This window comes from Glycocaulis abyssi, from assembly GCF_041429775.1.
GTDB lineage: Bacteria > Pseudomonadota > Alphaproteobacteria > Caulobacterales > Maricaulaceae > Glycocaulis > Glycocaulis abyssi.
The window spans coordinates 1,353,109-1,377,797 of record NZ_CP163421.1; the positions used below are offsets into that span (position 1 = coordinate 1,353,109).

25 protein-coding genes are annotated in these 24,689 nt (G+C 63.1%); 7 read left to right on the plus strand and 18 right to left on the minus strand.

Annotated features, from left to right (window positions below):
• Positions 1-31 precede the first annotated feature (31 nt).
• Positions 32-463 carry a hypothetical protein gene (locus tag AB6B38_RS06590; protein WP_188451997.1) on the minus strand — a complete coding sequence of 144 codons (432 nt, stop codon included), beginning with the start codon at positions 461-463 and terminating at the stop codon, positions 32-34.
• 4 nt (positions 464-467) lie between these two features.
• The gene (locus AB6B38_RS06595) at positions 468-815 is read right to left on the minus strand and encodes a DUF883 family protein (RefSeq protein WP_188451996.1); all 348 of its coding nucleotides are present in this window, start codon (positions 813-815) and stop codon (positions 468-470) included.
• A gap of 157 nt (positions 816-972) precedes the next feature.
• Here AB6B38_RS06595 and mgtE point away from each other — a divergent pair, with 157 nt between their 5' ends.
• Entirely contained in the window at positions 973-2,277 is a 1,305-nt protein-coding gene (gene mgtE, locus AB6B38_RS06600) for a magnesium transporter (protein ID WP_188451995.1), read from the plus strand.
• A 92-nt stretch (positions 2,278-2,369) separates the two neighbouring features.
• Here mgtE and AB6B38_RS06605 read toward each other — a convergent pair whose 3' ends face one another.
• Entirely contained in the window at positions 2,370-2,945 is a 576-nt protein-coding gene (locus AB6B38_RS06605; protein WP_371394977.1) for an amidohydrolase family protein, read from the minus strand.
• A 94-nt stretch (positions 2,946-3,039) separates the two neighbouring features.
• On the minus strand, positions 3,040-4,467 hold the full coding sequence (locus AB6B38_RS06610; protein ID WP_371394978.1) for a hypothetical protein: 1,428 nt from the start codon (positions 4,465-4,467) through the stop codon (positions 3,040-3,042).
• A 199-nt stretch (positions 4,468-4,666) separates the two neighbouring features.
• Here AB6B38_RS06610 and AB6B38_RS06615 point away from each other — a divergent pair, with 199 nt between their 5' ends.
• Positions 4,667-5,863 (plus strand): acyl-CoA dehydrogenase, encoded by a 1,197-nt coding sequence (locus tag AB6B38_RS06615; protein WP_188451993.1) that lies wholly within the window; start codon positions 4,667-4,669, stop codon positions 5,861-5,863.
• A 106-nt stretch (positions 5,864-5,969) separates the two neighbouring features.
• Here the strand turns inward: AB6B38_RS06615 and AB6B38_RS06620 are convergent, their stop codons facing one another.
• On the minus strand, positions 5,970-6,383 hold the full coding sequence (locus AB6B38_RS06620) for a PaaI family thioesterase (RefSeq protein WP_188451992.1): 414 nt from the start codon (positions 6,381-6,383) through the stop codon (positions 5,970-5,972).
• A 5-nt stretch (positions 6,384-6,388) separates the two neighbouring features.
• Entirely contained in the window at positions 6,389-7,378 is a 990-nt protein-coding gene (locus AB6B38_RS06625) for a M20/M25/M40 family metallo-hydrolase (RefSeq protein ID WP_371394979.1), read from the minus strand.
• 109 nt (positions 7,379-7,487) lie between these two features.
• On the opposite strand from AB6B38_RS06625, the gene AB6B38_RS06630 reads away from it, so the two are divergent.
• Together AB6B38_RS06630 and grxD are read left to right on the plus strand one after the other, a co-directional pair.
• Complete coding sequence (locus AB6B38_RS06630) at positions 7,488-7,718, plus strand: BolA family protein (protein ID WP_188451990.1); 231 nt, start codon at positions 7,488-7,490, stop codon at positions 7,716-7,718.
• A gap of 74 nt (positions 7,719-7,792) precedes the next feature.
• Positions 7,793-8,125 (plus strand): Grx4 family monothiol glutaredoxin, encoded by a 333-nt coding sequence (gene grxD / locus AB6B38_RS06635; RefSeq protein ID WP_188451989.1) that lies wholly within the window; start codon positions 7,793-7,795, stop codon positions 8,123-8,125.
• 236 nt (positions 8,126-8,361) lie between these two features.
• Here the strand turns inward: grxD and AB6B38_RS06640 are convergent, their stop codons facing one another.
• The 3 genes from AB6B38_RS06640 to AB6B38_RS06650 form a co-directional block, all read right to left on the minus strand.
• Positions 8,362-8,745 carry a hypothetical protein gene (locus tag AB6B38_RS06640; protein WP_371394980.1) on the minus strand — a complete coding sequence of 128 codons (384 nt, stop codon included), beginning with the start codon at positions 8,743-8,745 and terminating at the stop codon, positions 8,362-8,364.
• Positions 8,746-8,893: 148 nt separating this feature from the next.
• A complete protein-coding gene (gene rpsD, locus AB6B38_RS06645) occupies positions 8,894-9,511 on the minus strand; it encodes a 30S ribosomal protein S4 (RefSeq protein ID WP_127567553.1) in 618 nt (205 codons plus the stop codon).
• A gap of 306 nt (positions 9,512-9,817) precedes the next feature.
• Complete coding sequence (locus AB6B38_RS06650) at positions 9,818-10,576, minus strand: RNA methyltransferase (protein WP_371394981.1); 759 nt, start codon at positions 10,574-10,576, stop codon at positions 9,818-9,820.
• Positions 10,577-10,684: 108 nt separating this feature from the next.
• Between AB6B38_RS06650 and AB6B38_RS06655 the strand changes: the two genes are divergently transcribed.
• The gene (locus AB6B38_RS06655) at positions 10,685-11,902 is read left to right on the plus strand and encodes an NADP-dependent isocitrate dehydrogenase (RefSeq protein ID WP_371394982.1); all 1,218 of its coding nucleotides are present in this window, start codon (positions 10,685-10,687) and stop codon (positions 11,900-11,902) included.
• Positions 11,903-12,135: 233 nt separating this feature from the next.
• Here the strand turns inward: AB6B38_RS06655 and AB6B38_RS06660 are convergent, their stop codons facing one another.
• Both AB6B38_RS06660 and AB6B38_RS06665 read right to left on the minus strand, forming a co-directional pair.
• On the minus strand, positions 12,136-12,450 hold the full coding sequence (locus tag AB6B38_RS06660; protein ID WP_371394983.1) for a hypothetical protein: 315 nt from the start codon (positions 12,448-12,450) through the stop codon (positions 12,136-12,138).
• 72 nt (positions 12,451-12,522) lie between these two features.
• Entirely contained in the window at positions 12,523-12,873 is a 351-nt protein-coding gene (locus tag AB6B38_RS06665; RefSeq protein WP_371394984.1) for an MmcQ/YjbR family DNA-binding protein, read from the minus strand.
• Between the two features lie 78 nt (positions 12,874-12,951).
• Here AB6B38_RS06665 and meaB point away from each other — a divergent pair, with 78 nt between their 5' ends.
• Positions 12,952-13,929 (plus strand): methylmalonyl Co-A mutase-associated GTPase MeaB, encoded by a 978-nt coding sequence (meaB, locus tag AB6B38_RS06670; protein WP_371394985.1) that lies wholly within the window; start codon positions 12,952-12,954, stop codon positions 13,927-13,929.
• Here the strand turns inward: meaB and AB6B38_RS06675 are convergent.
• From AB6B38_RS06675 to aceA, 5 genes are all read right to left on the minus strand, one after another.
• Entirely contained in the window at positions 13,926-14,378 is a 453-nt protein-coding gene (locus AB6B38_RS06675) for a hypothetical protein (RefSeq protein ID WP_371394986.1), read from the minus strand. The genes meaB and AB6B38_RS06675 overlap by 4 nt on opposite strands.
• A gap of 13 nt (positions 14,379-14,391) precedes the next feature.
• Positions 14,392-15,438: a hypothetical protein gene (locus tag AB6B38_RS06680; protein WP_371394987.1), complete on the minus strand. Its 1,047-nt coding sequence runs from the start codon at positions 15,436-15,438 to the stop codon at positions 14,392-14,394.
• Positions 15,439-15,696: 258 nt separating this feature from the next.
• Positions 15,697-17,304, minus strand: coding sequence for a malate synthase A (gene aceB / locus AB6B38_RS06685; RefSeq protein ID WP_371394988.1), 1,608 nt, complete (start codon positions 17,302-17,304; stop codon positions 15,697-15,699).
• Between the two features lie 172 nt (positions 17,305-17,476).
• Positions 17,477-17,953, minus strand: coding sequence for a ribonuclease E activity regulator RraA (gene rraA, locus AB6B38_RS06690; protein ID WP_188451979.1), 477 nt, complete (start codon positions 17,951-17,953; stop codon positions 17,477-17,479).
• Between the two features lie 165 nt (positions 17,954-18,118).
• Complete coding sequence (aceA, locus tag AB6B38_RS06695; protein ID WP_371394989.1) at positions 18,119-19,414, minus strand: isocitrate lyase; 1,296 nt, start codon at positions 19,412-19,414, stop codon at positions 18,119-18,121.
• Positions 19,415-19,565: 151 nt separating this feature from the next.
• On the opposite strand from aceA, the gene AB6B38_RS06700 reads away from it, so the two are divergent.
• Positions 19,566-20,978, plus strand: a complete 1,413-nt coding sequence (locus AB6B38_RS06700; RefSeq protein WP_371394990.1) for a short-chain fatty acyl-CoA regulator family protein — start codon at positions 19,566-19,568, stop codon at positions 20,976-20,978.
• A 63-nt stretch (positions 20,979-21,041) separates the two neighbouring features.
• On the opposite strand, the gene AB6B38_RS06705 is transcribed toward AB6B38_RS06700, so the two are convergent.
• On the minus strand, positions 21,042-23,588 hold the full coding sequence (locus tag AB6B38_RS06705) for a TonB-dependent receptor (protein ID WP_371394991.1): 2,547 nt from the start codon (positions 23,586-23,588) through the stop codon (positions 21,042-21,044).
• Positions 23,589-24,051: 463 nt separating this feature from the next.
• Positions 24,052-24,684 (minus strand): glutathione S-transferase family protein, encoded by a 633-nt coding sequence (locus tag AB6B38_RS06710; protein ID WP_371394992.1) that lies wholly within the window; start codon positions 24,682-24,684, stop codon positions 24,052-24,054.
• Positions 24,685-24,689: the final 5 nt, after the last annotated feature.

The following is a 24,689-nucleotide window of genomic DNA, read 5'->3' on the forward strand; positions in this document are numbered from 1 at the left end:
CTGCTACGCGCCGATGGGCAAGTGCGCCGCTCTAGCCGGGATCACCATCATCGCCGCCCTTGCCGCCCAGCACCACCATCAGGGCAATGGCCGCAGCACCGGCGGCAATAAGCCCACCGCTTTTGAGCATGGGAAGCGCCGAAACCAGCGCGATCTTGGCCAGGCGCTTTTCCGCCTCGCGCTGCTCGCGCTCACGGGCCTCGTGGCGTTTCTGCTCAACGGCCATCACGATCAGCACGATGAGGGCCGCAGCCACGAAGACTCCGGCCATCAGCGCGAGCGTGCTCACCAGGCCGATCGCCTCGGCCAGCATCACGCTGGCAAGCACGCAGCCGAACACCACCGCGCCAATGACGCACAGCGCCAGCAGGATTTTCAGATAAATCCGCGTCTTGAGATGACTGCCGACCAGCGAGACATGTCCGCTGGCCAGCGACATCAAGGCATTTACAGGTCCGAGCATGCGGTTAGCGGCGCGCCAGGAAACCGATCAGAAGGCCGGCTGCCGCCGCGATGCCGAGCGCCTGCCACGGTTTCTCACGTGTCTCCCGGACAATCCGGCCCTCCACCGTGTTCCACTGGTCGACCACATCTTCCACAAGCTGCTCGCCGACATCCTTGCCCTGTTTGACCGTGGTCTTGGCAGCCGTGGAAGCTTCATGCGCGCTGACCTTGCCGACCCGTCCAACCTGCTCGACCAGCTCGCGGAACTCGCGTTTCAGCTCGTCCAGCTCGGCGGCAAGGGATTCGGCATCTGCCTCGCGCTTGACGGCAGATTTCGCCTGTTTGGTGGCGCGTGCAGCAGAGGTGCTCATGTGTCTGTCCTTCCTTGTTCGTCGCGGTTTTGACGAGGCGGCACGGCCTTCCTGCCAGTCGCGCGAACATCTCACTGTTCCGCTATTGGTAAGTGCCGCCTTGCAGGTCTAGAACACAGGTAACGCAGCACCCTTCCTTTGGTTGCAAGGAGTTCCCATGGCATTCGATGAAGCCGGACTGGCGATCACCATAGATGCAGAAGACCATCCGGCTGATATCGCCCACACCCTGTCCGAGATGGATCCGGGAGAGGCCTGGAAGCTTTTGTGCGCGCTGCCGGTATCGGTGCAGGCCGACGTGTTCGGCTATATCGAACCGGAATTGCAGGCCGAAACCATCGAGCACATGACACGCCCGCAGCTGACGGCGCTCATCACCGAGATGGACGCCGATGACCGGGCCGACGTCTACAACCGGCTCTCCGAGGAGCAGCAGGAAATGATCCTGCCGGCCCTTGCCCATGTCGAACGCGAGAATATCCGCAAGCTGGCCTCCTACGAGGAAGGCACGGCCGGCGCGATCATGACCTCGGACTATGCAACGCTGAAGCCTGACATGACGGCGAAGGAAGCGATTGCGCAGCTGCGCCTGGAGGCGCCCGACAAGGAAACCATCTACCGGACCTATGTGCTCAAGGACGACCGGGAACTGATCGGCACGGTGCGCCTTGCCGACCTCATCCTCGCCCCGCCCTCACGCAAGGTCTCGGCGCTGATGGACGATGACCCGGTCTTCGTGCACGTCGATGACGATCAGGAAAGCGTGGCCCGCACGGTCGCCAAATATGACATCCTGGCCGTGCCTGTTGTCGACGCGCAGCATCATCTGCTCGGCATCGTCACACACGATGACGCCATCGACGCGCTCGAGGAAGAGGCCACGGAAGACTTCCTGCGTCTCGGCGCGCACGGCGATATTGATGAAAGCGTCCGCTCAGCCGGCATTTTCACCCTCTATCGCGCCCGCATTGTCTGGCTGGTCCTGCTGGTGTTCGGCAATCTCCTGTCCGGCTTTGGCATCGCCTATTTCGAGGACACGATTGCCGCCCATATCGCGCTGATCTTCTTCCTGCCGCTACTGATCGCCTCTGGCGGCAATGCCGGCGCGCAGGCCGCAACACTGATGGTGCGCGCGCTGGCAACCGGCGAGGTGCGCTCGCGCGACTGGGGGCGCATGCTGGGCCGCGAATTTCTCGTCGCTGCGGCGCTCGGCATCACCATGGCGCTCGCGGTTTCCGGCATTGGCGTCTTCCGGGGTGGAACCGATATCGCAATGGTGGTCGCCAGCTCGATGATCATCATCGTGCTGGTCGGCAGCCTGATCGGCATGAGCCTGCCATTCGTGCTCTCACGCCTCAATCTGGACCCTGCGACGGCCAGCGCGCCTCTCGTCACGTCGATAGCCGATGCCACCGGTGTGGTGATCTATTTCACCATCGCCAGCGTCGTGCTGTTCGGATGAGCCCTCGTCCTTCGAGACGGTCAAGAATTTGGTTCTCCCCCGTGAACGGGGGAGGCATCACCGGCAACGTCCGGGGCTTCAGACCGTAAGGACTACTCCACGGCCCGCATTTCAGGCACGCCCGTAAAGGGCCGGATACCGAATTCGGGATAGATCTCGCTCGGGAAATAGACCCGGCCGTCGGCAACAACCATTGAGATCGTCTTGATGTCCCGCAGGTCCTGCGTGGGATCCCCTGGCACCAGGAAGAAATCAGCCAGATAGCCCGGCTCGATCCGGCCCAGCTCGCCGTCTACACCGAGATATTCGGCCATGCCATGGCTGGCCCAGCCGAGGATTTCCGCAGGCTCCATGCCGATCTGCTGATAGAGCTCCAGCTCGCGGTGATAGGCGAATGAGCCGCCAAGATCGGTACCCGGCACCATCGCGATACCGCGCTCGCGCATGATCTGCAGCATCTGGCGTATCTGCTCGAATGCGCCGCGATAGGCCGCATCCTCTTCCTCGCTATTGATCGCCGACATGGCCGAGCGGGCACCGCGCTGCACGGCCACCGGCATGTGATCGACATAGTCCGCCGCACCGGCGAACACCTCGCCATTGCGCGACAGCAAGAGCTGCTCGTGAATGGCAAAGGTGGGATCGATGGCAACGCCGCGCTCAACCATGGCGTCGATGGTGGCCTGAACGTTTGGACTGTCGAGGTCCAGGACAGGAAGGCGCTGCAACGCGGTCAGGCGCAGGAGCGTGCGCGTATCCTCGTCAGAACTCCAGCACCCAGCCCAGCATGAGCTGGTTGATATGCACGATCTCGTCATACCCGGCTTCGATCATCGCATCGGCATTGGTGAACGCGGGGATATGACCGGTGACGCGAAGCCCGCGCTCGCGCGCGGCGGCGATGACAGCTGGAATCCATTCGGGACGCATGGAGTTGTAGATCTTGATCTGGTGGAACCCGCCGCGGTCGGCATAGTCATGCACCGCCTGAACGGCCTCCTCCTCGCTTTCCGCCACCACACCGTTATTGGAATTGAAGGGGCTGCGCCCTTCGATGAAGGCGCTGCGGTAAAGGCGGGGTCCGGCTACGCGCCCAGCCTCGATATTGTCGACAAGCTGGTCGAGGACCGCGTTATTATTGCCCATGTCACGGGCGCTGGTAATGCCTGCAGCGATGTTCAGGAAGGCGCTGGCCTCCCCCATATGGGCGTGCATCTCGAACAGGCCCGGCAATAGCGAGCCCCCGCCGCCGTCAATCTCCACCTCACCGGCGCGTGAAGGCACCTCCAGCGGATCGATTGCAGCGATGCGATTGCCCTCGACGACGACCGAAACCGGCTCTCCGAGCGCCTCGGCGAGTGGATCAAAGACGCGCACATTGCGCACCCTGACCGGCCCGTCGAACTCATGGGCGACGCGCGACTGAATCGCCTCGAACCGGCTGGCACCGTATTCGGCCGCCAGCGCGCGAAGCCGCTCATCCTCGCCTTCAAAGCCTTCAGCCAGCACAGCGAAGGAGGGCGAGATGACCCCGAAAAACGCCTCGCCATCCATCAGGAAATAGGTCGGGTTCAGACCGAGACCGGTGAGTGCCCAGCTGGTGATTTCGCGCGTGTCAGATCCATTGGAGACGGTCAGACGCTCAATCTCTTCGATGCGCACCTCACCGCCCGGAATGGCAGCAAGCACATTGCCGTCGGCGGCCATCAGGGCGCGGGCGGTGATCGCGAGGCTGTAGGGGCTGGAGTTCTGCGGCGCGTATATGGCGCGGCCGGTCACATCCATCCCGGTCTCGCCGGTCGTATCGCGCCAGAAGGCGCGGCCATCCTCCAGATGGAAAAGCTCGTCGACGGCATTTCCGAACGTGGTGGCACCTTCGATGGACCAGTGCACCGGCAGCCCATGCCCGTCGAGTATCACGCTCTCGTTGAAAGTGGGGCCCCGCCCGTTATTGCGGAACTCGTAAAAGATTGCGTAGCCATTTTCCTGCGGCGTCACCTGAACGGCGCCGATGGGCGTACCGCCAGTGAGCACGGTGAAGCTCGCCGCCTCATGCTCCACAGGGCCGGCCCATTGCGGTGCCTGCCCGGTTGCGCCAGCTGTTTGCGCCGGTCTGCCCACCGGCGGCTCGCATGCCGCCAGCCCCGTCACCAGCACTGCAATACCCGCCAGCCGCAATAGCGTCGCCATGGCGCGCCTCCCCTTGTCTGTTTTCACACTCTTGCGCGCACGCTAGCACGTGCCCCGTCAACGGGAAGGCTGTCTGGCATCGGGGCTGTATCAGGCTCCCGCCTCTGCGCGGGGTGAAAAAGCCTCTGCCTTTTCGGCGCCAAGGGTAGTAGCAAGGCCCTGACCGGAACGTCAGAACAATGCGAGGAGCACGAGTGTCATGGCCGCAGACGGGACCAAGAATGCCGAACTCACCTTTCGCTGGGATGATGCGCTTCATCTGGACACCCTGCTGACCGAAGAAGAGCGCATGGTCTCCAAGGCCGCGCGCGACTACTCGCGCGGAGAGCTTCTGCCCCGCGTGATCGAGGCAGCACGCGAGGAAAAGTTCGACCGCAAAATCATGTCGGAGATGGGCGAGCTGGGTCTTCTGGGCGCCACCTTGCCGGAAGTCTATGGCGGCTCTGACCTCTCCCACGTCGCCTATGGCCTGATCGCGCGCGAAGTCGAAGCCGTTGACTCCGGCTATCGCTCGGCCATGAGCGTGCAGTCTTCCCTCGTCATGTATCCGATCTTCGCGTTTGGCTCAGACGAACAGAAAAAGAAATACCTGCCCAAACTCGCCAGCGGTGAATTTGTCGGCTGCTTCGGCCTGACCGAGGCCGATGGCGGATCCGATCCGGGCGCGATGCGCACCACCGCGAAGAAGGTCGATGGCGGCTATGTCCTCAACGGCTCGAAAATGTGGATCACGAACTCGCCGATTTCTGATCTGGCGGTGGTCTGGGCCAAGCTGGACGGCGAGATACGCGGCTTCATCGTCGAGCGCGGCACGAAGGGTTTCGAGACACCCAAGATCGAAGGCAAGCTCTCGCTTCGCGCCTCCGTCACCGGCTCGATCTCGCTGGATGACGTAAAGGTCGGCGAGGACGCCATCCTGCCAAACGTGAAGGGCCTGCGCGGTCCGTTCTCCTGCCTCAACAAGGCGCGCTACGGCATATCCTGGGGCGCAATGGGCGCCGCGGAATTCTGCTTCCACGCCGCGCGCGATTATGCCCTCGAACGCGTCGTCTTCGGCAAGCCGATTGCTGCCACCCAGCTGGTCCAGAAGAAGCTGGCCGACATGCAGGCGGAAATCACGCTTGGCTTCCTCGGCGCGCTGCAGCTGGGCCGCCTGATCGACCAGGGCGCCTTCGTGCCCGAAGCCATCTCGCTGATGAAGCGCAATAATTGCGGCAAGGCGCTGGCCATCGCCCGCGAGGCGCGCGACATCCATGGCGGCAACGGCATCGCCGAGGAGTACCATATCCTGCGCCACGCGGTGAATCTGGAAACCGTCAACACCTATGAGGGCACGCACGATATCCACGCCCTCATCATGGGGCGCGCCATCACAGGCCATCAGGCGTTTGCCTGATGGCCTGAATTCCCGGAAGTTGCGCCAGCAGCTATCCGGGACGTAGTGCAGAACACGCTGAGACAGGCGCCGGATCGCTGCGCGTCCGGGGTTTCAACGTCTCCCCCTACCCCCTCGGCCACATATTGAGCTGGGTCTGGGTCGTGAGCGAGACCAGCTTGCCATCCTCCCGCTCGATGCGGGTCTGCCAGACCTGACTGGTGCTGCCCTTGTGGATAGGCGTTGCCGTGGCGATGACCTTGGTGCCCACAGGCGGGCTGGAGATCATGTTGGTCTTGCTCTCGGTCGTGGTGGTGCCCACCGCGCCTTCCGGCAGCGACACAAAGGCCCCGATCGCGCCCGCAATATCGGCCAGGCTCATCATCGCGCCGCCATGAAGCGTATCGCCGAGCGTGCAGATGTCGGCGCGCACCTCCATTTCGGCCACGACCCGCTCCGGCCCGGCTTCGACCACCACAACGCCGAGCGTGCGCGCCAGCGGGACGGCGTACTCGTTCAACTGCTCAACGGTCAGCGTCATGGCACCTATTTCTCTACCGCTTCGGGCTGGCGCGAAGGCGAGCGGGCAATCAGGTCCAGCATGGCATCGGCACGCCGGGCCACATCCACCGCCGTCTCCACCGCTCCGCCGAAGAAGGCCAGCGTCATGTTCTCATAGGTGTCGCTGATCTGGTGGTAGTGCTCATGGTCCTCGACGCCCAGATAGAGGAAGGGGATGCCCGCCGCGTGGAAGGGGCCGTGATCGGACAGCATCGTCCAGTCATTGCGCGGATCATCGCTCGGCTCGTCATAGCCGGTGCGCAGATTGACCGGCGACACCTCTGCCGCGGCCGTAACCAGATCCAGCAGGACCGGATAGTGCCAGGTGCCGACGGCATACAGATCATCGGTCTCGCTATAGGCCAGCATGTCCATGTTCAGCATGAAGCCGACGGATTCATAGCCTTCCGGCATGTTGGCCACATAATGGCGCGCGCCGCGAAGACCGCCCTCTTCGGCATCGAATGCGACGATGATAACGTCATTCTCCGGCGGGTTCTCCATGAACGCCGCGGCAACCGCCAGCAGGCCCGCCGTGCCCGACGCATTGTCGTCTGCGCCGTTGAATATATTACCGTCTTCATCCATGCCGACATGGTCGTAATGCGCGCCGACCACCATCACATGTTCGCCCGGATTGGTCCCGGCGATACGGCCCACCAGATTGATCGCAGTAATGATTTCACGCTCGGCATCAGGATCGCGGAAATCCAGCGAACGCTGGAAGGTGAAGCTCTGCTCGTAGTTTTCAAACACCGCCTCGACGCCGATCTCGCCAAGGCGCTCGACGATATAGGCGCGGGCGCGGGCATTGCCCTCGCTGCCGACGAGGCGGCCTTCCATCTCATCTGCCGAGAGGGCGCGCAGATCGGTCAGCGCCTGCGCCTCGCGCGACGGCCCGGTGTCGGTTGGCGCGCAGGATGCCAGCGCGAAAGCCAGCAGGGGAAAGACCAGAATCTTCGGGGTGAACTGCATGACGGATAAGGCTCCCTGCCCTGATAAGCTGTTAGGATGCGCGCTTGAGGATTCGCGCGAGTTACCCCAAGTCTAGCGCTGCGAAGCGCCGCGAACAGGAGGAAATTCCATGCCCATGGCCGCCGACGATATTTCACGCCTGATCCGCGAGGCCCTGCCTGATGCGCAAGTGGAGATCGAGGATCTGGCCGGCGATGGCGATCATTACCGCGCGACCGTGGTCTCACCGGCCTTTGCCGGGCTTTCCAGAGTAAAGCAGCACCAGCTGGTCTATAATGCGCTGGGCGGCCGCATGGGCGGCGAGCTGCATGCCCTCGCGCTCATCACGCGCGCGCCCTGAGTGCCCCGCTTGACCGGACGGCTGGCTCTTCCTAGCTCTCTGGCAGGATATTCCCCGCGCGAAGGAGCGCCCTCATGACCGATACCACAACGCTAGAATCCATCCGCAACACGGTGGAGAGCCACGACGTGGTGCTGTTCATGAAGGGCACGCCGCTCTTTCCCCAGTGCGGATTTTCCTCGCTCGTCTCGCGCGTGCTCCAGCATATGGGCGTGGAATATCACTCGGTGAACGTGCTCGAAGACATGGATGTGCGCGAAGGCATCAAGGTCTATTCAGACTGGCCCACCATCCCTCAGCTCTACGTGAAGGGCGAGTTCATCGGTGGCTGCGACATCGTGAAAGAGATGTTCGAGACCGGCGAGCTCAAAGCCCTGCTTGACGACAAGGGTATTGAAGCGGCCTAGCGGTTGGCCTCCCTCTCCTTCGAGCGCCACTGCATCCCAAGGCATGAGATCGAGTATCCGGGTCCCCGGCCCCCGAGCCGGGGTCCATTTTTCTTTTTTCCGATTAAAGCCGGGGTGCGGCATTGCTGGATCCCGGGTTCCCCGTTTTCACGGGGACAGGCAAGCCCGGGAACCCGGTTGAGAGGCAAGCGCTTCCAATTCCTCGGAACCTGAGCCCGCGCGCGAAGGCCGGCGTCCTACCGCCTCGGCCTTGGCGTCGGGGCCTGCGGATTGATAACCCGGACCGTCCCGCCGCGCGGCAGGCCCAGATCGTCGCGCGTCCAGACCAGCACCACCCCTTCAGGCAGATAGGCGCGGCACAGGTCCGGCTGGAGCCGCCGCAGCTCCACCGTGAAAGACCAGCGCGTGCGCGAATCCACCATCACAACCGGCTCGAAGCTCTCCTTCGTGGTACAGCCGTTGGAGCGCACCTGAACCCGGATCGTCCCGTCAGCCTGGACATACCAGTCATGAATTGTCTCGCGCTCACCGGGCAGGTCGCGCGAGGGCTGTGCGGATGATGCCGCTGCGCATGCCGCCAGCATCAGGGCCGAACCCGCCACCGCCATCCATCGTGTCATCGCCATCATCCTCATGCCTCCGGTTTTAACCGGCACAACCCATGGCAGGCCAGACATGACTGCAAGCTGAAAAGTTTGCCCAAACGCCAAACAAAAAGCCCGCCAGCAAGCTGACGGGCTTTTCGCGTATTCTATAATTCCGGGCGCCTTACGACGCGTAGAATTCGACCACCAGGTTCGGTTCCATCTTCACCGGGTACGGCACGTCGGAGAATTCCGGCACGCGCGTATAGGTGGCTTTCATCGCCTTGGCATCGAGATCGATATAGTCCGGCACGTCGCGCTCGGCACTGTCCAGCGCTTCAAGGACGAGGGCCATGTTGCGCGACTTCTGGCGCACTTCCACCACGTCACCGGGCTTTACCTGGTAGGACGAGATGTTGACGCGCTTGCCGTTCACCGTCACGTGGCCGTGATTGACGAACTGGCGGGCGGCAAACACGGTCGGCACGAATTTGGAGCGGTAGACCACCGCATCCAGACGGCTTTCCAGCAACCCGATCAGGTTTTCGGCCGTGTTGCCACGGCGGCGCTGCGCCTCTTCATAGGTGCGCGCAAACTGCTTCTCGGTGATGTTGCCGTAATAGCCTTTGAGCTTCTGCTTGGCCATGAGCTGCAGGCCAAAATCACTCATCTTGCCCTTGCGGCGCTGGCCGTGCTGGCCGGGGCCGTAGGAGCGGGTGTTCACCGGAGACTTAGGACGGCCCCAGATGTTTTCGCCCATACGGCGGTCAATTTTGTATTTCTGCGAATGACGCTTCGACATGGTTCTCTCTTCTTCGATGCGGCCCGGCCTGTGCGCCCTCACAATCGCACCGGCTACAAAACACGGCGGTTCACGCATCGTCCCGTGGGATGAATATTCAGGACTGTCACCAGCCCCAGCGTGAGGGAAGCGCGGCTTATGCTGCAGGGGCTGGGAATTGTCAATTCAAGAGGGTGAGTTGGCCCAATTCCCTCGTCCTTCGAGACGCACTTCGTGCTCCTCAGGATGAGGGAATTGGACTGCGCTTTTCCCCTCATCCTGAGGGTGAGCGAAGCGAACGTCTCGAAGGATGAAGCGAAACGCGCGTTACTCCCGCACCACGCGCGCCTTGCCGCGTCCGATGGTCAGCGCCTTGATGGCGCCGCGGAAGGTGCGCACTTCCTGCTCGGTAAGGCCTGCGCGGGCGAACATGTTGCGCAGATTCTGCGTCATCAGCGGCTTTTTCTCCGGCGGGAAGAAGAAGCCGGCCCGTTCCAGCTCGTCCTCGAAATGCTCATACATGCGGTGGAGCTGCACCGCATCGGCGGCCTCCTCCAGCGGTTTGAACTCTTCTGGCGGCGGATCGCCCGCGCGCCATTCATGGGCCAGCACACCCACCGCCATGGCAAGGTTCAGCGAGGCAAAGCCCGGATCGACAGGCAGGGTAAGGATGGAGCGCGAGCGCGCGACCAGCTCGTTGGGAAGACCGGATTTCTCTGCCCCGAAGAGGAAGCCCGGCTTCTGGCCGGCTGCGATCAGCCCCCTCGCCTCGGCCATCGCCTCGCGCGCAGTCATTACCGGTTTGACCATGCCGCGCGGGCGCGCCGTGGTGGCGTAGAGCACGGTGCACCCCTCCAGAGCGTCATCGAGATCATCGCTGACGCGGGCAGACGTGTAGAGGGGCGAGCCGGCGCTCATCGCCTCGGCGCGTTCATTCGGCCAGCCATCGCGCGGGGCATGGATGCGCAAGTCCTCAAGGCCGAAATTGGCCATCACCCGCATCGCCGCGCCGATATTCTCGCCCATTTGCGGATTGACCAGCACGAAAGCCGGGCCCGATCCGCGCGCACCGTCACTCGATGACATACCTGCCCTTCCTTAAGCGGGTGCGCGGTGCTAGATGACCGCCCGAACCAGTAAGGCCCACCTCTAGCGCGCCGATGCGCGCGCCCTCAAGAGAAGAGCACACCGCACATGGCAAAGATCAAAGTCGATACCCCCGTTGTTGAGCTTGATGGCGATGAGATGACCCGGATCATCTGGGATCTCATCAAGCAGAAGCTGATCCTGCCCTATCTCGATATTGATCTGAAATACTACGACCTCTCCATCCAGAAGCGCGACGAGACCGATGACCAGATCACGGTCGAGGCCGCCGAGGCGATCAAGCATTACGGCGTTGGCGTGAAATGCGCCACGATCACGCCCGACGAGCAGCGCGTGGAAGAGTTCGGCCTGAAGAAGATGTGGCGCTCGCCCAACGGCACGATCCGCAACATCCTCGGTGGTGTGGTGTTCCGCGAACCCATCGTCATCAAGAACGTGCCCCGCCTGGTGCCGGGCTGGACCAAACCCATCGTCATCGGCCGCCACGCGTTTGGCGATCAGTACCGCGCCACCGACATGGTGGTGAAGGGCCCTGGCAAGCTGACCATGACGTTCACGCCGGAAGACGGCAGCGCGCCGGTCACCCACGAAATCTTTGACTTCCCCGGCGGCGGTGTCGCCATGGGCATGTATAATCTGGACGCCTCGATCCGCGACTTTGCCCGCGCCTGCCTGCGCTATGGCCTGGATCGCGGCTGGCCGGTCTACCTCTCCACCAAGAACACGATCATGAAAGCCTATGACGGGCGCTTCAAGGACATCTTTGAAGAGATCTACCAGAGCGAATTCAAGGCCGATTTCGATGCCAAGAAGATTACCTATGAGCACCGCCTGATCGACGACATGGTGGCAGCCGCGATGAAATGGTCCGGCGGCTATGTCTGGGCCTGCAAGAACTATGATGGCGATGTGCAGTCCGACACCGTCGCGCAGGGCTTTGGCTCGCTGGGCCTGATGACCTCGGTGCTGATGACGCCGGATGGCAAGACCGTTGAGGCGGAAGCCGCCCACGGCACCGTCACCCGCCACTATCGCCAGCACCAGCGCGGCGAGCAGACCTCGACCAACTCCATCGCGTCGATCTACGCCTGGACGCGCGGCCTCTACCACCGCGGCAAGATGGACGGCAATCAGGCCGTTATCGACTTTGCCGAGAAGCTCGAGCTTACGGTCACCAAAACGGTCGAGAGCGGCTATATGACGAAAGACCTCGCGCTTCTGGTGGGCGACCAGCAGGGCTGGCTCTCCACCGAAGGCTTCCTCGACAAGCTGGGCGAGCGCTTCGCTGCGGCCATGAACAACTAGGGCTTATTGCCTGATCTGAATAACGAAAGCCCCGCCAGCGATGGCGGGGTTTTTTTGTTTTCCACGCACCCGCACCACTCAAACCGGGTTCCCCGCCCCCGGGCGGGGGCCCATGAGACCGCCGCACAAGGTTGGCGCTTAAAAACTGGATCCCGGGTCAAGCCCGGGAACCCGGTTGAGATATAACCCTACTTGATCCCAGCATACCGCAACGGCTGCGTAGCCGGGGAACACTACCCCCTGAACGCCTCTTCACACGGCACGAAGCGATCCTCCAGCGCCGCGACGTCGTCGGCGAGGATCAGTTCCTGATTGACCGGAAAAAGCGCATCCTGAACGGACATGATGTGCTCGCGGGTCGTGCGTCCTTCGGCGACAGCCCGGTCCAGCCACTGGGCCGTTTCCATCATCAGGTTTTCAGCCAACTGCGTATCGGCGAGATATTGTGTCATGATCCCTGCCTGCGCGTTGCAATAGATGTGCAGATCGACCTCGCTCATCTCCGGCGCGGGCGTGAAAGCAAGACTGGCAGCCAAAAGGGCAAGCATGGCGGGTCTCCTGTCATGAATATGAGACCGAGCGTGCGCTGAGCCTCTCCGCCTGCCAACTGACAATACGTGTCAGCGGGACTTCTTCGCCTTGGGCGCTATCGCCCGGTAGCTCTCATCAATCCAGCCCTTGAGCAGATCGACGGGTGCGTCCTCTCCTTGGGGGAACTCTGCTGACACCCAGCCGGACTTGCCCAGATTATACCCGGCAGGCGAGGCAAACGCGTGGACCGACAATACCGCATCGCCGGATTCCGGCAATTTCGCCGTGATGGCGCAGGCCTTGCCAGACCGCCCCCCGGACAAAAAGACAAAGCTCTTGCCCTTCACCTTGATGGCATACTCGCCCCAGGGGTGATGCTCGGTTGCGCCGGGCAGGGTCAGCGCATAGTCGACAAGGCGCTGGAGATCAGGGTGACGCATGATGGCCTCCTTCGGCCTTCACATCATATGTCGTGCCCCTGCCTTGCCAAGCCCGGTAAATGGCGTATGCGTGGGCCCATGAGCGAGATTGCAGACCGCCTTGTTTCCGGAGACCGCGCCGCGCTGGCGCGCACGATCACGCTGGTGGAATCCACCCGCGCCGACCATCAGAGCGACGCGCGCGCGCTTCTGACCGATGTCATGGAGCATACCGGCGGGGCGGTGCGCATCGGGCTGACCGGCGTGCCGGGCGTCGGCAAGTCCACTTTGATCGAGGCGTTCGGCACCTTCCTCACCCGTCAGGGCCACAAGGTGGCGGTATTGGCGGTCGACCCCTCTTCCACGCGCACCAAAGGCTCCATTCTGGGCGACAAGACGCGCATGGGCGCGCTGGCAACCGATCCCGACGCCTTCATCCGCCCTTCGCCCTCTGCCGGCACGCTGGGAGGCGTCACACGCAAGACGCGCGAGAGCCTGCTCCTGTGCGAGGCGGCGGGCTTTGATGTCGTCATTATCGAGACGGTGGGCGTCGGCCAGTCCGAGACCGAGATCGCGGGCATGGTGGATGTCTTCGTGGCCCTGATGCTGCCGGGCGCAGGCGATGAGCTGCAGGGCATCAAGAAGGGCCTTCTGGAGCACGCCGAGATATTGTTCGTGAACAAGGCCGATGGCGAGAACGAGAAACGGGCACGGCGCGCCGCGCGCGATCTGGAAGCCGCGCTGCACCTCTTCACGCCCACCAATCCGCACTGGCAACCCAAGGTGCTGACCGGCTCTGCCCTTGAAGGGCGCGGCATGGATACGCTGTGGGAGGCGATCACCGCGCATCGCCGCGCCATGCGGGCCGCGGGCGCGTTTGACGCAAGGCGCCGCGAGCAGCAGGTCGGCTGGATGCGGGCGATGGTGGAGGCAATGGTGCTGGAGCGCTTCAAGGCGAGCCCCGCCATACGCAGTGCCCTGCCGGGTCTGGAAAGCGATGTCGCGGAAGGCACCCTGCCCGCCAGCGAAGCGGCCGAGCGCCTGATCGCCCTTTGGACGAAAACGCGCTTCGACTAGCCTTTCACCAGTTCCTTCGCCTGCCCCACCCAGTCATCGCGCACGATACGCCCGCGGGCATTGAGCAGCGCGTCAAACTTCTCGACATCGGCGGCGCTCCACGCGGCAATCTGGCGGAAATGAAATACGCCCGCCTCGGTCAGCGTGCTTTCGGCTTTTGGCCCCAGCCCCTTGATACGGGTCAGATCATCCGGCCCTGCACTGGCATCCGCGCCCGTCCTGGCCGCCTCCGGCGCGGGCTTCACCGCTTCGGCTGTCGCCGGCTCTGGCGATGACATGGGCTTTGCCGGTTCAGCTACAGGCGCAGGATCGGCGGCAACGGGTGTTGCACGCGGCGGCAGGCGCAGTGTCCCTTCAGGGCGCGCGCCGCGCAGTATCCACCCTGCCAACCCGCCCAGCAGCGCAGCCAGCGCCAGCAGGACCCACATATGCCACATCAGCCACATCATAGCGTTCTTGTTCCTAGCTTGCTTCGGACAGGTCTTCACCGGTACCGCGCGCGACCACTTCCAGCGTAATGCCGGATTCCCCGGCCGGGCCACTGGCGCGGACCATCAGGCGCAGCGGGTCGGCCCCGCCCGCGATTAGCGGCGACATCAGCGCTTCGGCCATGGCCGTTCCCGAACGCACGGGCGTGGTGATGACCAGTTCGCCGCGCTGGCAACGCGAAAAGGCCGACCCGGCTTCCGCCAGAGCATCCGTGGCATCCTGGGGCACGGGCAGGCGCGCTTCGAGCGCGCTGCCATCGGGCCCAAGCGCGGCTTGGACCAGCAGGTCGCATAGCGCGACCGAGCGCAACGGCGCAGCAAATACGGCGTTGCCCGCACGTATATGCGCTGCCGCTCCGAAGGGCGGTGGAGGCGACATCATTCCGCCGGCAACGCTTTCGCCGGTCTGGGCACTGCCGGCAAACCCGGCCAGCGCAATACCCTCATCCAGCAGAAACGCGGTGCCCGCCTCCAGCCGTACCAGTTCGCCCAGCATCAGACGGACGGCCGCCTCCCAGCCGTCAGGCATCTGACCGGCCGATTCCTCCAGAAATATATCCGCATCAGCGATAAGCGTGCGCGCTATCTCCTCGACGCGCGACGCCGCACCCGGGTCGGGTGCAAAACCGCGTACCACCAGCGCGCTTCGGTCCAGGTCCGCACGCAAGGCAAGCCCTGCTTCGGGCAGCGCAAGGCGTGTCTGGTCCACTACACGGGTTATACCGCCTGCTACCGCGCCCCCTGCCCAGTCGGCCTGCCGCACGGCACGCACGGCGCGGGCGCGGGCATCCTCAGACGGGGCATAGCCGCTGACAATGGCGCGCTGGCCGCGCATCTCGACCACCGCCCAGCCCTGTTCACCAACGCGCTCCAGCGAGCTGGCAGCCGCCACCATCAGGCGGGCCTCCATCGCACGCGCCGACCAGGGCGACAGGTAAACAGCCCAGATGCCGAACAGGATGAACGCGCCTGCGGCAATCAGCAGGCCACGATGACGAATCAGGGGGGCGAAACGGTTCATGACCGTCACCCTAGCGCGAATTCACCGCGGGTTTTAGAGGGAAGGCGCGCCTTTGGCGCTCATTTTCCCAAAGTCAGGGCTAGGTCCCCCGATCATTTCCCGGTTCCCTCTCAACCGGGTTCCCGGGCTTGCCTGTCCCCGTGGAAACGGGGAACACGGGATCCATTTTTCCAGCTCTCGTGATTTCCCATGGGTCCCCGCTCGGGGGCGGGGACCCCGGTTTTGGAAGCGGATGCGTTGCAGAACTAAAGAATCCCCCTACTCGCGGATCTTCTCGTAGGCTGGCAGGGTAAGAAATTCCTCGAAAGCATCATCGAGCGCCAGGGAAGTGAGAATGTCGGCCGCCTCGCCAAACCGGCCCTCTCCCCACGCATTATCGCCGATCTCGGCGCGGATGGCTTTGGCCGCCGCGCCGATCACTTCTTTCACGTAAGGAGCATCGACGATGCGGCCTTCGGCCGTTTTCGCGCCATGGGTGCGCCACTGCCAAAGCTGGGCACGGCTGATCTCCGCCGTTGCCGCATCTTCCATCAGGTTATGGATCGGCGCAGCGCCCCGCCCCTGCAGCCAGGAGGCGATATAGCGGATCGCGACATCGGCATTACCCAGCACGCCGGCATGGGTGATCGTGCCTTCCGGCGCGGTCAGCAGAGCGGCCGCATCTTCGCGCACCTCCGGCCGCTTGGACAGCTGGTTCGCCCCGGTCATCACCGCGTTGAACGCCTCCATCGCCACCGGAACCAGAGCCGGGTGCGCCACCCAGGCCCCGTCATGGCCGATACTGGCTTCGCGCGTCTTGTCGGCCTTCACCTTGGCGATAGCAGCCTCATTGGCCGCATCATCGCCCTTTACTGGAATGAAGGCGCTCATCCCGCCCATGGCGTGCGCGCCGCGGCGGTGACAGACCGCGATCACGCGCTTGGCGTACTCGGCCATGAAGGGCACCGCCATGGTCACCTGGCCCCGGTCGGGCAGGACGGCAGCCGGATTGGTCTTCTGGCGCTTGATATAGCTGAAGATATAATCCCAGCGCCCGGCATTGAGCGCCGTGATATTTTCCCGCAGGGCATAGAGAATTTCATCGAGCTCAAACGTTGCCGGGATGGTCTCGATCAGCACCGTCACACGCACCGTGCCCACAGGCAGGCCCAGTACGGTCTCACAATGGCGGATGACGAGCGACCACAGCCGGGCCTCTTCCATCGTCTCCAGCTTGGGCAGGTAGAAATACGGCCCCGTGCCGTTTTTTTTCAGCTGGGCGTGATTGTGCAGGAGGTAGAGCGCGAAATCGGCAAAACCGCCGCTCATCGGCGCGCCGTCGACCTCGATATGGGCTTCGTCCAGATGCAGGCCGCGCGCACGCACGATCAGGACCGCATGATCCTTTTTGAGCGCATAGGACTTGCCACTGGCAGGGTCGGTATAGTCGATCTTTTTATGGACGGCGTCGCGCAGATTCATTTGCCCGTCCATCATGTTGGACCATGACGGGGTGGAGGCGTCCTCAAAATCGGCCATGAAGCATTTCGCGCCGCAATTGAGCGCATTGATGATCATCTTGCGGTCCACCGGACCGGTGATTTCCACGCGCCGGTCAGCGAGGTCTGCCGGAGCAGCCGGCACCGTCCAGTCGCCAGCCCGGATGGTTTTGGTGTCATCGCGAAAACCGAGCGTCTCAGCGCCGGAATCCAGCCGCTTCTGACGCTCCAGCCGAGCGGTCATCAAGGCTTTGCGTTCACCGTCGAAACGCCGGTGGATATCAGCCAGCAGGCCGAGCGCCTCGCCCGTCAGTATCGTCTCATAGCCGGGACGCATTGCGCCCTTGATGACAACGCCTGCTGGCGCGGTGTTGGCTTGTCCGGTCATGTGTGTTCCCTTTTTTACGCGTTTTCCCGGCGCAAGCCGGGATCTGGTCTTTTTAGTGATGCGCCGCACATCCGTGCGTCGCGCCTCGCATTAGCTCGGGCGCGCGGTCGCGCTTGCGAGCCGCTCTGCGGGCCGGGAAACCGGAGCCTGTTCGCCCCGTGAACAGGGTCACTCACCCCAATTCCCCCGCCGATACAACCACCCCGTCCCGGTCAGCATAGAGCCAGTCGCCGGGCGCGAAAGTCACACCGGCAAAGCTGACCGATATGCCGCGCGTGCCAAGGCCCCGCTTGTCGGTCTTGCGCGGGATGAGGCCAAGGGCCAGCACGCCCAGCTGTTCTGCCTCCAGCTCGTGCGCATCGCGCACCGCGCCATGGACCAGAATGCCCGCCCATGCATTTGCCGCTGCAAGTTTTGCCAGATCGCCGCCGACCATGGAGCGGCGAAGGCTCGCGCCGCCATCGATCACCAGCACCCGGCCACCACCGTCTTCCGACAGCGCTTCGCGAACCCGCGAATTGTCCTCATAGGCGAGGATCGTCTCTACGGCGCCTTGAAACACCTGCCGTCCGCCATAATGGGTAAAGAGCGGGGCGAGCACGCGCACCTTGTCCGGGTAGGCGTCGCAGAGATCTGCGGTGTGGGGCATGGGTTTAATCCGGCCTTTCATTCGTTTTCCCGGCGCAAGCCGGGACCCAGAAATTGACTGGGCACCGGCTTTCGCCGGTGAAACGCAAGAGGGGAGCGACGTCCTCCCCCCGTGACCGGGGGGAGAAACCAGCGTGCGCCCGGAATGACGCATAAGAGGTGCGAATTACTCCGCCGCCGTCGCCTTGAACTGGGCGGTTTCGGTGCTCTCGCCCATGGCGGTGGTGGAGGCATTGCCACCCGACAGGGTGAGATTCACCTTGTCGAAATAGCCGGTGCCGACCTCGCGCTGGTGGCGCGTGGCGGTGTAGCCATCCTTCTCGGCACCGAACTCGGCCTGTTGCAGCTCGGAATACGCACCCATGCCACGGTCGCGATAGCCGCGGGCCAGCTCGAACATGCCGTAATTGAGCTGGTGGAAGCCGGCCAGGGTCACGAACTGGAACTTGTAGCCCATCGCACCCAGCTCGCGCTGGTAGGTCTCGATGGTCGCCTTGTCGAGATTGGCCTCCCAGTTGAACGAGGGCGAGCAGTTATATGCCATCATCTTGCCGGGATAGGCTTTCTGGATGGCTTCGGCAAAGCGCTTGGCCTCTTCGAGGTTCGGCTTGGACGTTTCCCACCAGAGGAGGTCTGCCACCTTGGCGTAGGCGAGGCCCCGCTTGATACAATGCTCGACGCCCATGCCGCTTTTCAGGCGGAAGAAGCCTTCGGCGGTGCGGCCCGCGTCAAAATCGATGAATTCGTGGTCGCGCTCATCGATATCGGAGTTGATGAGGGTTGCGCTCTCGGCATCGGTCCGCGCCACGGTGATGGTGGGCACCCCCATGATGTCGGCGGCCAGGCGCGCGGCATTGAGGTTGCGCTCGTGCTGGCTCGTGGGGATCAGCACCTTGCCGCCCAGATGTCCGCACTTCTTCTCGGCCGCCACCTGATCCTCGAAGTGCACGCCAGCCGCGCCCGCCTCGATGAAGGCTTTCATGATCTCGAAGCAGTTCAGCGTGCCGCCAAAACCAGCTTCCGCGTCGGCCACGATCGGGGCAAACCAGTCGCGGCTCGCCTTGCCATTCTCTGCCACTTCGATCTGGTCGGCGCGCTGGAGCGTGCGGTTAATCTTCCGGGCCAGTTCCGGCGCGGAATTGGCCGGGTAGAGCGACTGGTCGGGATACATCGCGCCAGCGGTGTTGGCATCAGCCGCCACCTGCCAGCCCGACAGATAGATGGCCTTAAGCCCCGCGCGCACCATCTGCATGGCCTGATTGCCCGACAGGGCGCCCAGCGCATTGATGTAGGGCTCGGAATTGAGCAGCTGCCACAGGCGCGCTGCACCGCGCTCGGCAAGCGTATGACTGATCTGCACAGAGCCGCGCAGCTTCACCACCTCTTCAGGCGTATAATTGCGCTCGATGCCGTCAAAACGGCCGGGCGCGGCGGCGGGGACGAGATCGTAGAATGTGGTCATGGATGACCTCCTCAAGTTTGAACTTGTAGGCTTCATACACTCTACCGCCTCCAACGACACATTTTACGTCATATAAAAGGGGAATGCGTGTAGCATATTGATGCAAGGCATTTTGTATGATTGTAATATTTCATACATTGAGGGTTTGGTTATGGACAACGGACAGCAGGAGAAACTGTTTGCAGGCGCCCGCCTGCGCCGGCTACGCCGGGAGCTGGGCCTGTCGCAGGCCGAGTTTGCCGAAACGCTGGGCATATCGGCGAGCTATCTGACCCTCTTGGAGCGCAATCAGCGCCCGGTAACGGCGCGTGTCCTGCTAGCGCTGGCCGAAAGCCATGACGTGGACGTGCGTGCCTTCGCAGCCGAATCCGACCGGCAGACCTTAAGCGATCTCACCGAAGCGCTAGGCGACCCGGTGCTGAAGGGGGCCGAGCTGGACCAGCGCGACATACGCGAGCTGGCAGACGCCCATCCGCGTGCGGCCGAAGCGATGGCGCGGCTGTTCCAGGCCTATCGCGAGGCGCAAGGCAATGCGGCGGAACTGGCCTCGCGCCTGGCGGACGGTGCAGCAAGCCCCGCCCGATCCCTGCTGCCGCTGGAAACCGTGCGCGACGCACTCGACAACGCCCAGAACCACTTTCCCCAGCTGGAAGAGGCTGCAGACGCCTTGCGCGAGGCGGCGCGCCTTGACGAGCTGGGCCGGACGCAAGGCATGCATGACTATCTGCGCCGCCAGCATGGCGCGGCGGTGCGCGTCTATGATGACAGCGTGATGGGCGGCACGCTGCGCCGGTTCGACTTTCATGCCCGCAAGCTGCTGCTGTCCGAACTGCTGTCGCCTGCGGGCAAGGACTTCCAGACAGCGCTGACCATGGTGCTGCTCGATTGCGCCGATGTGCTGGACGCCGTCACGGCGCGCGCGGCGCTGCCCGATCCTGTAACCGCGCGCCTGTTGCGGGCCAGTCTGGCCGGATATACCGCTGCCGCCCTGCTCATGCCCTATGACAGCTTCCATCAGGCCGCCGAAGCCACAGGCTATGATGCCGAGGCGCTGAGCCATCGCTTTTCCGTCAGCTATGAGCAGGCGGCCCACCGCCTGACCACGCTGAACCGGCCCACCCGCCGCGGCGTGCCCTTCTTCCTCATGCGCATCGATCAGGCCGGCAATGTGACCAAGCGCTTCGGTGGCGGCGTAATCCCGTTTGCACGCTCGGGCGGCGGATGCCCGCGCTGGCCGGTCCACGATGCGTTCCGGATGCCGGAACGCACACACACACACCATGTCGAGCTGCCCGACGGCAGCGCCTATGTCTCAATGACGCGGGTCGCGGCACGCCCCTTGCCCGGCGGCGGCGCGGCACTGCAGGCCATTGTGCTGGGAAGCGAGGCAAAGCATGCCGACAGGCTGGAGCTGAAACCCTCAACAATGGCCCCTGTCGGGATAGGACTGACCTGCCGCCTGTGCGAGCGCGCGGACTGCGCTCAACGCGCCTTCCCGCCCTTGCAGCGCAGCCTGAAAATCGAGCCGCATACGCGGCCTCTAGCGCCCTTCGCATTCAGCTAGACGCAAACGAAAAGGGCCGGAGCGATGCTCCGGCCCTTCCCGTCTCGAGGTTTCCTGCGAAACCTAGAAGCGCGTACGCAGCGTGATGCCATAGGTGCGCGGAGCACCCAGGAAGGCAGCATAGCTGGCCGTGTTGCGCGGCTGCGTCCATTCCCCGCCATCAGCGCCCGCCGTACCGCGGCGGCCTTGCGCGAAGGCGTCAAACGCGACCTGGGCATAGGTCTCGTCGGTCAGGTTACGGCCCCACAGCTCGAGGAACCAGCGCTCGTCATTCGAACCGACGCCAATGCGGGCATTGAGCACGGTGAACGACTCCTGGAACTTCTCCGGATCGTTGTCAGAGCCGGTGTTGTAGCCGGACACATAACGCGTATCGAGCCCCATCCGGGTGATCAGATTGCCGCCCAGATCGCGCTCATAATTGACCGCGAGGTTGACGAAATTCTCCGGCGAGAGCGAGAAGCTCTGGCCTTCCAGCGCGGCAATCAGCGGATCGGTCGTGGTGATCGTCTGATACTCGGTATTCACGTAGGCATAGCCACCCGAGATATCGAGACCATCCACCGGGGTCAGCCAGAGGAAATCAAACTCGGCGCCGTAGGAACGGGCCTCGTCCACCGACTCCACCACGAAGGCTGTGCCGTTGAACGTGTTGAGCTGGAAGTCCTCAATGTCCTGGTAAAAGAAGTTGCCGTTAAGCTGCAGCACGTTCCCGAAAAGGGTCGACTTGAAGCCCGCTTCCCAGGCAGAGATCGTTTCCGGCGCGAACGAGGTGTCGACATTGGTGTAACCGACACCCGGCGTGACCGGGCCGTTGAACTGGCGGTCCAGATTGAAGCCGCCAGCCTTGAAGCCGCGCGAGTAGCCACCGTAGATCATCACATCATCAGAGATATCGAACTGGGCGCGCAGCGTGCCGGACACTTCCTCATCGGTGCGCGACTGGTCATAGCCGGTATTGTCCAGGCCAGACCGGGCATAGGGCAGACAGATATTGCCAATTGCCACAGCCCCGCCGGTGACTGTTGCCGCCGGCAACACGCCCGACGTGGCACCAAGCCAGCCGCCAACCGGGTTCAGACCGAATGCGCCCTCAAGAGCCGCGCAAGCCGCTGGAGAGTTGGTGGAGAAGCTGGCGGTCAGGTCTTTCTCCTCACGCGTATAGCGCAGGCCACCGGTGATCGCGAAGCGGTCGGTGAGCTGATAGGTATTGTGCGTGAAGATCGCCCAGCTGGTGGCGGTCTGGTTGTAGATATCCTGATTGACACCGGAACCGGCCGTGATGGCCGAACCCACCGGTATGTTGACCGCACCATTGGTCAGGCTGGAAATCGTCTGGCTGACGCCCGCGGGGGACGGGGTGCCGCTCGGCGCAGTCAGCAGAATGCCCAGGAAGGGTTCCCACTGCGAACCGAAACGGATGGCATCACCGAGCTCCAGCTCTTCACGCGAGTAGAAACCGCCGACGAGCCAGTCCAGATTGCCGCGCACGCCTTGCAGGCGGAATTCCTGGCTGAAGCGGTCCAGATCGGTGAAATTGCCGTCCAGACGCGACGCGATGTCGAGACCCGAATAGTCGATATCCTGAGTGCGCTCATTTTCCCAGTGACGGAAAGCCGTGATGGAAGTCAGTGTCGCCGCGTCGAAATCGACATCAAACTCCGCCGACAGGCCCCAGTCGGTCACGTCCTGCTGGTAGGGCGTGTTGGCGAAGGCCTGGCGGGCCGACGGATTGGCCGGGCTGAGCACCTGGCCACCAAGCTGGCCGACAATGCCGGCAATAGTGGGATCATAGTCCCACTGCACAGCCGAGCAGCAGAACTCGCTGCGGTCGGAGAAGTCAGCAATAATACGGCCGGTTACAGTCGCGCTCGGCGTCCAGAGCAGCTGGCCACGGATGGAGTAGTAATCCTGGTTTTCAGAATCCGTGACGGTGGTCGTCCCGCCCTGGCGCAGATTCAGGTCCGTAAAACCATCACGCTGATTGGTGACGGCGAACAGGCGGAAGGCCAGCTGGTCTTCCACGATGGGGCCTGTGATCGAGCCCGAAAGACGGCGCAGATCGTAATTGCCAACCTGAAGCTCGGCAGTGCCGCCAAACTCGAACTCAGGCTGCTGGGTGATGATGTTGAGAACGCCGGCCGAGGTGTTCTTGCCAAACAGCGTGCCTTGCGGGCCGCGCAGCACTTCGATGCGCTCCAGCTCGCCAAGATCGCCAAAGCCAACGCCATTGCGGGCACGGAACACGCCGTCGATATACACACCGACCGAGCTTTCCAGGCCGAAATTGTCACCCACCGTGCCAACGCCGCGCACACGGGCGGTCGTGATGGTTTCAGACTGGGTGGATGTGACCATCAGGCCGGGGGCGAGCACGATCAGGTCCTTGATGTCCTGGATGCCGGAATTTTCCAGCTGGGCCTGATTGAAAGCCGAAACAGCCACCGGTACGTCCTGCAGACTCTGCTCACGCTGCTGGGCCGTAACCGTGATCACTTCGACCTGGCGCTGGGCGCCGGGCTCGCCGGCGGTCTGGGCAAACGCCCCGCCTGCCAGCACCACCGGCGAAGCAGCGGCGAGAAGCGCCGCGCGTACAACCTTCATTTTCATGTGTCTCCTCCGCGAATAACGGGCTGGGAATGCCCGCGTTTTTTGTTGCGGCGCAGCATTGCGCTGCGCCTCAATTCACGGTTACGACGATGCAGGAAATGCGGTCAGATTCCACTAGAAAGGCTCATCCGCCGGCCCATTTTTTATCCGCACACTGTCTTTGAGGGTCACGTGTTGCAAAGCAACAACGAAACTCACGCTCATTTCACTTGATAGACGCGATTCCGTTGCTGCTACGCAGCAATTCCTTGCGCTGTTGCAGCAAAAACCTGTCAAGCCGTCAGTGATGATAGAACTGTAAGAATACAAGAAAGGCCAAGGCGGTGCCTTGGCCTTTCTTCCTCCCTGACGGTTCTGATGACCGCTACAGGTCTATTGTAGACGATAATAGCGATTGTAATAAATAATGCCAGCGCAAACTGATAGCTGGCTGAAACCGTGCTTGCTTTTTGAGCGCAGCAAATCATACCGACGCCGACGGTCTGGCCCGCACAGCCTCAAGCCAACCCGCAATCGCTGCATGTTCGGCGCCCGGCGCAATCTTCACCCAGCCGGCGAACTCGACAAACACAAAGGCGGCAATATCGGCTACGGAAAATGTGTCCCCCGCAAGCCAAGGTGTGTCGGCCAGACGCGCCTCCAGCACGTCCAGGAAGCGCTGCGCCCGCGCGCGGCCGCGCTCCGCCAGCTCAGGTATCTGCTCGACCGCGTGCGGGCCGGGCAAGGCCCGCCCCGCCATGGCCTTCGAGCTGTTGCGCAGCACCTCCATGATGGCCATCAGCCCCTCGAACTCCGCCCGCCAGAGCCATTCTGCCACCCGCGCCCTGTCGAGGGGGTCTACGCCCATCAGGGGCGGATCGGGGTAAACCTCCTCAAGCCAGCGCGCGATCGAGGCGTTGTCGCACAAGGCCTCTCCCCCGGGTGTGACCAGTACGGGAACGGTGCAGGCCGGATTGACCGCCCGGAACGTCTCCGAGAACTGCTCGCCATTGCGCAGATCGATCTCTACGCGCTGCACGTCGACACGCTTTTCAGCAAGGATCATGCGCGCCCGCCGCGGGCTGGGAGCGGTTGCACAGTCATAGAAGGTAATCATCGCGT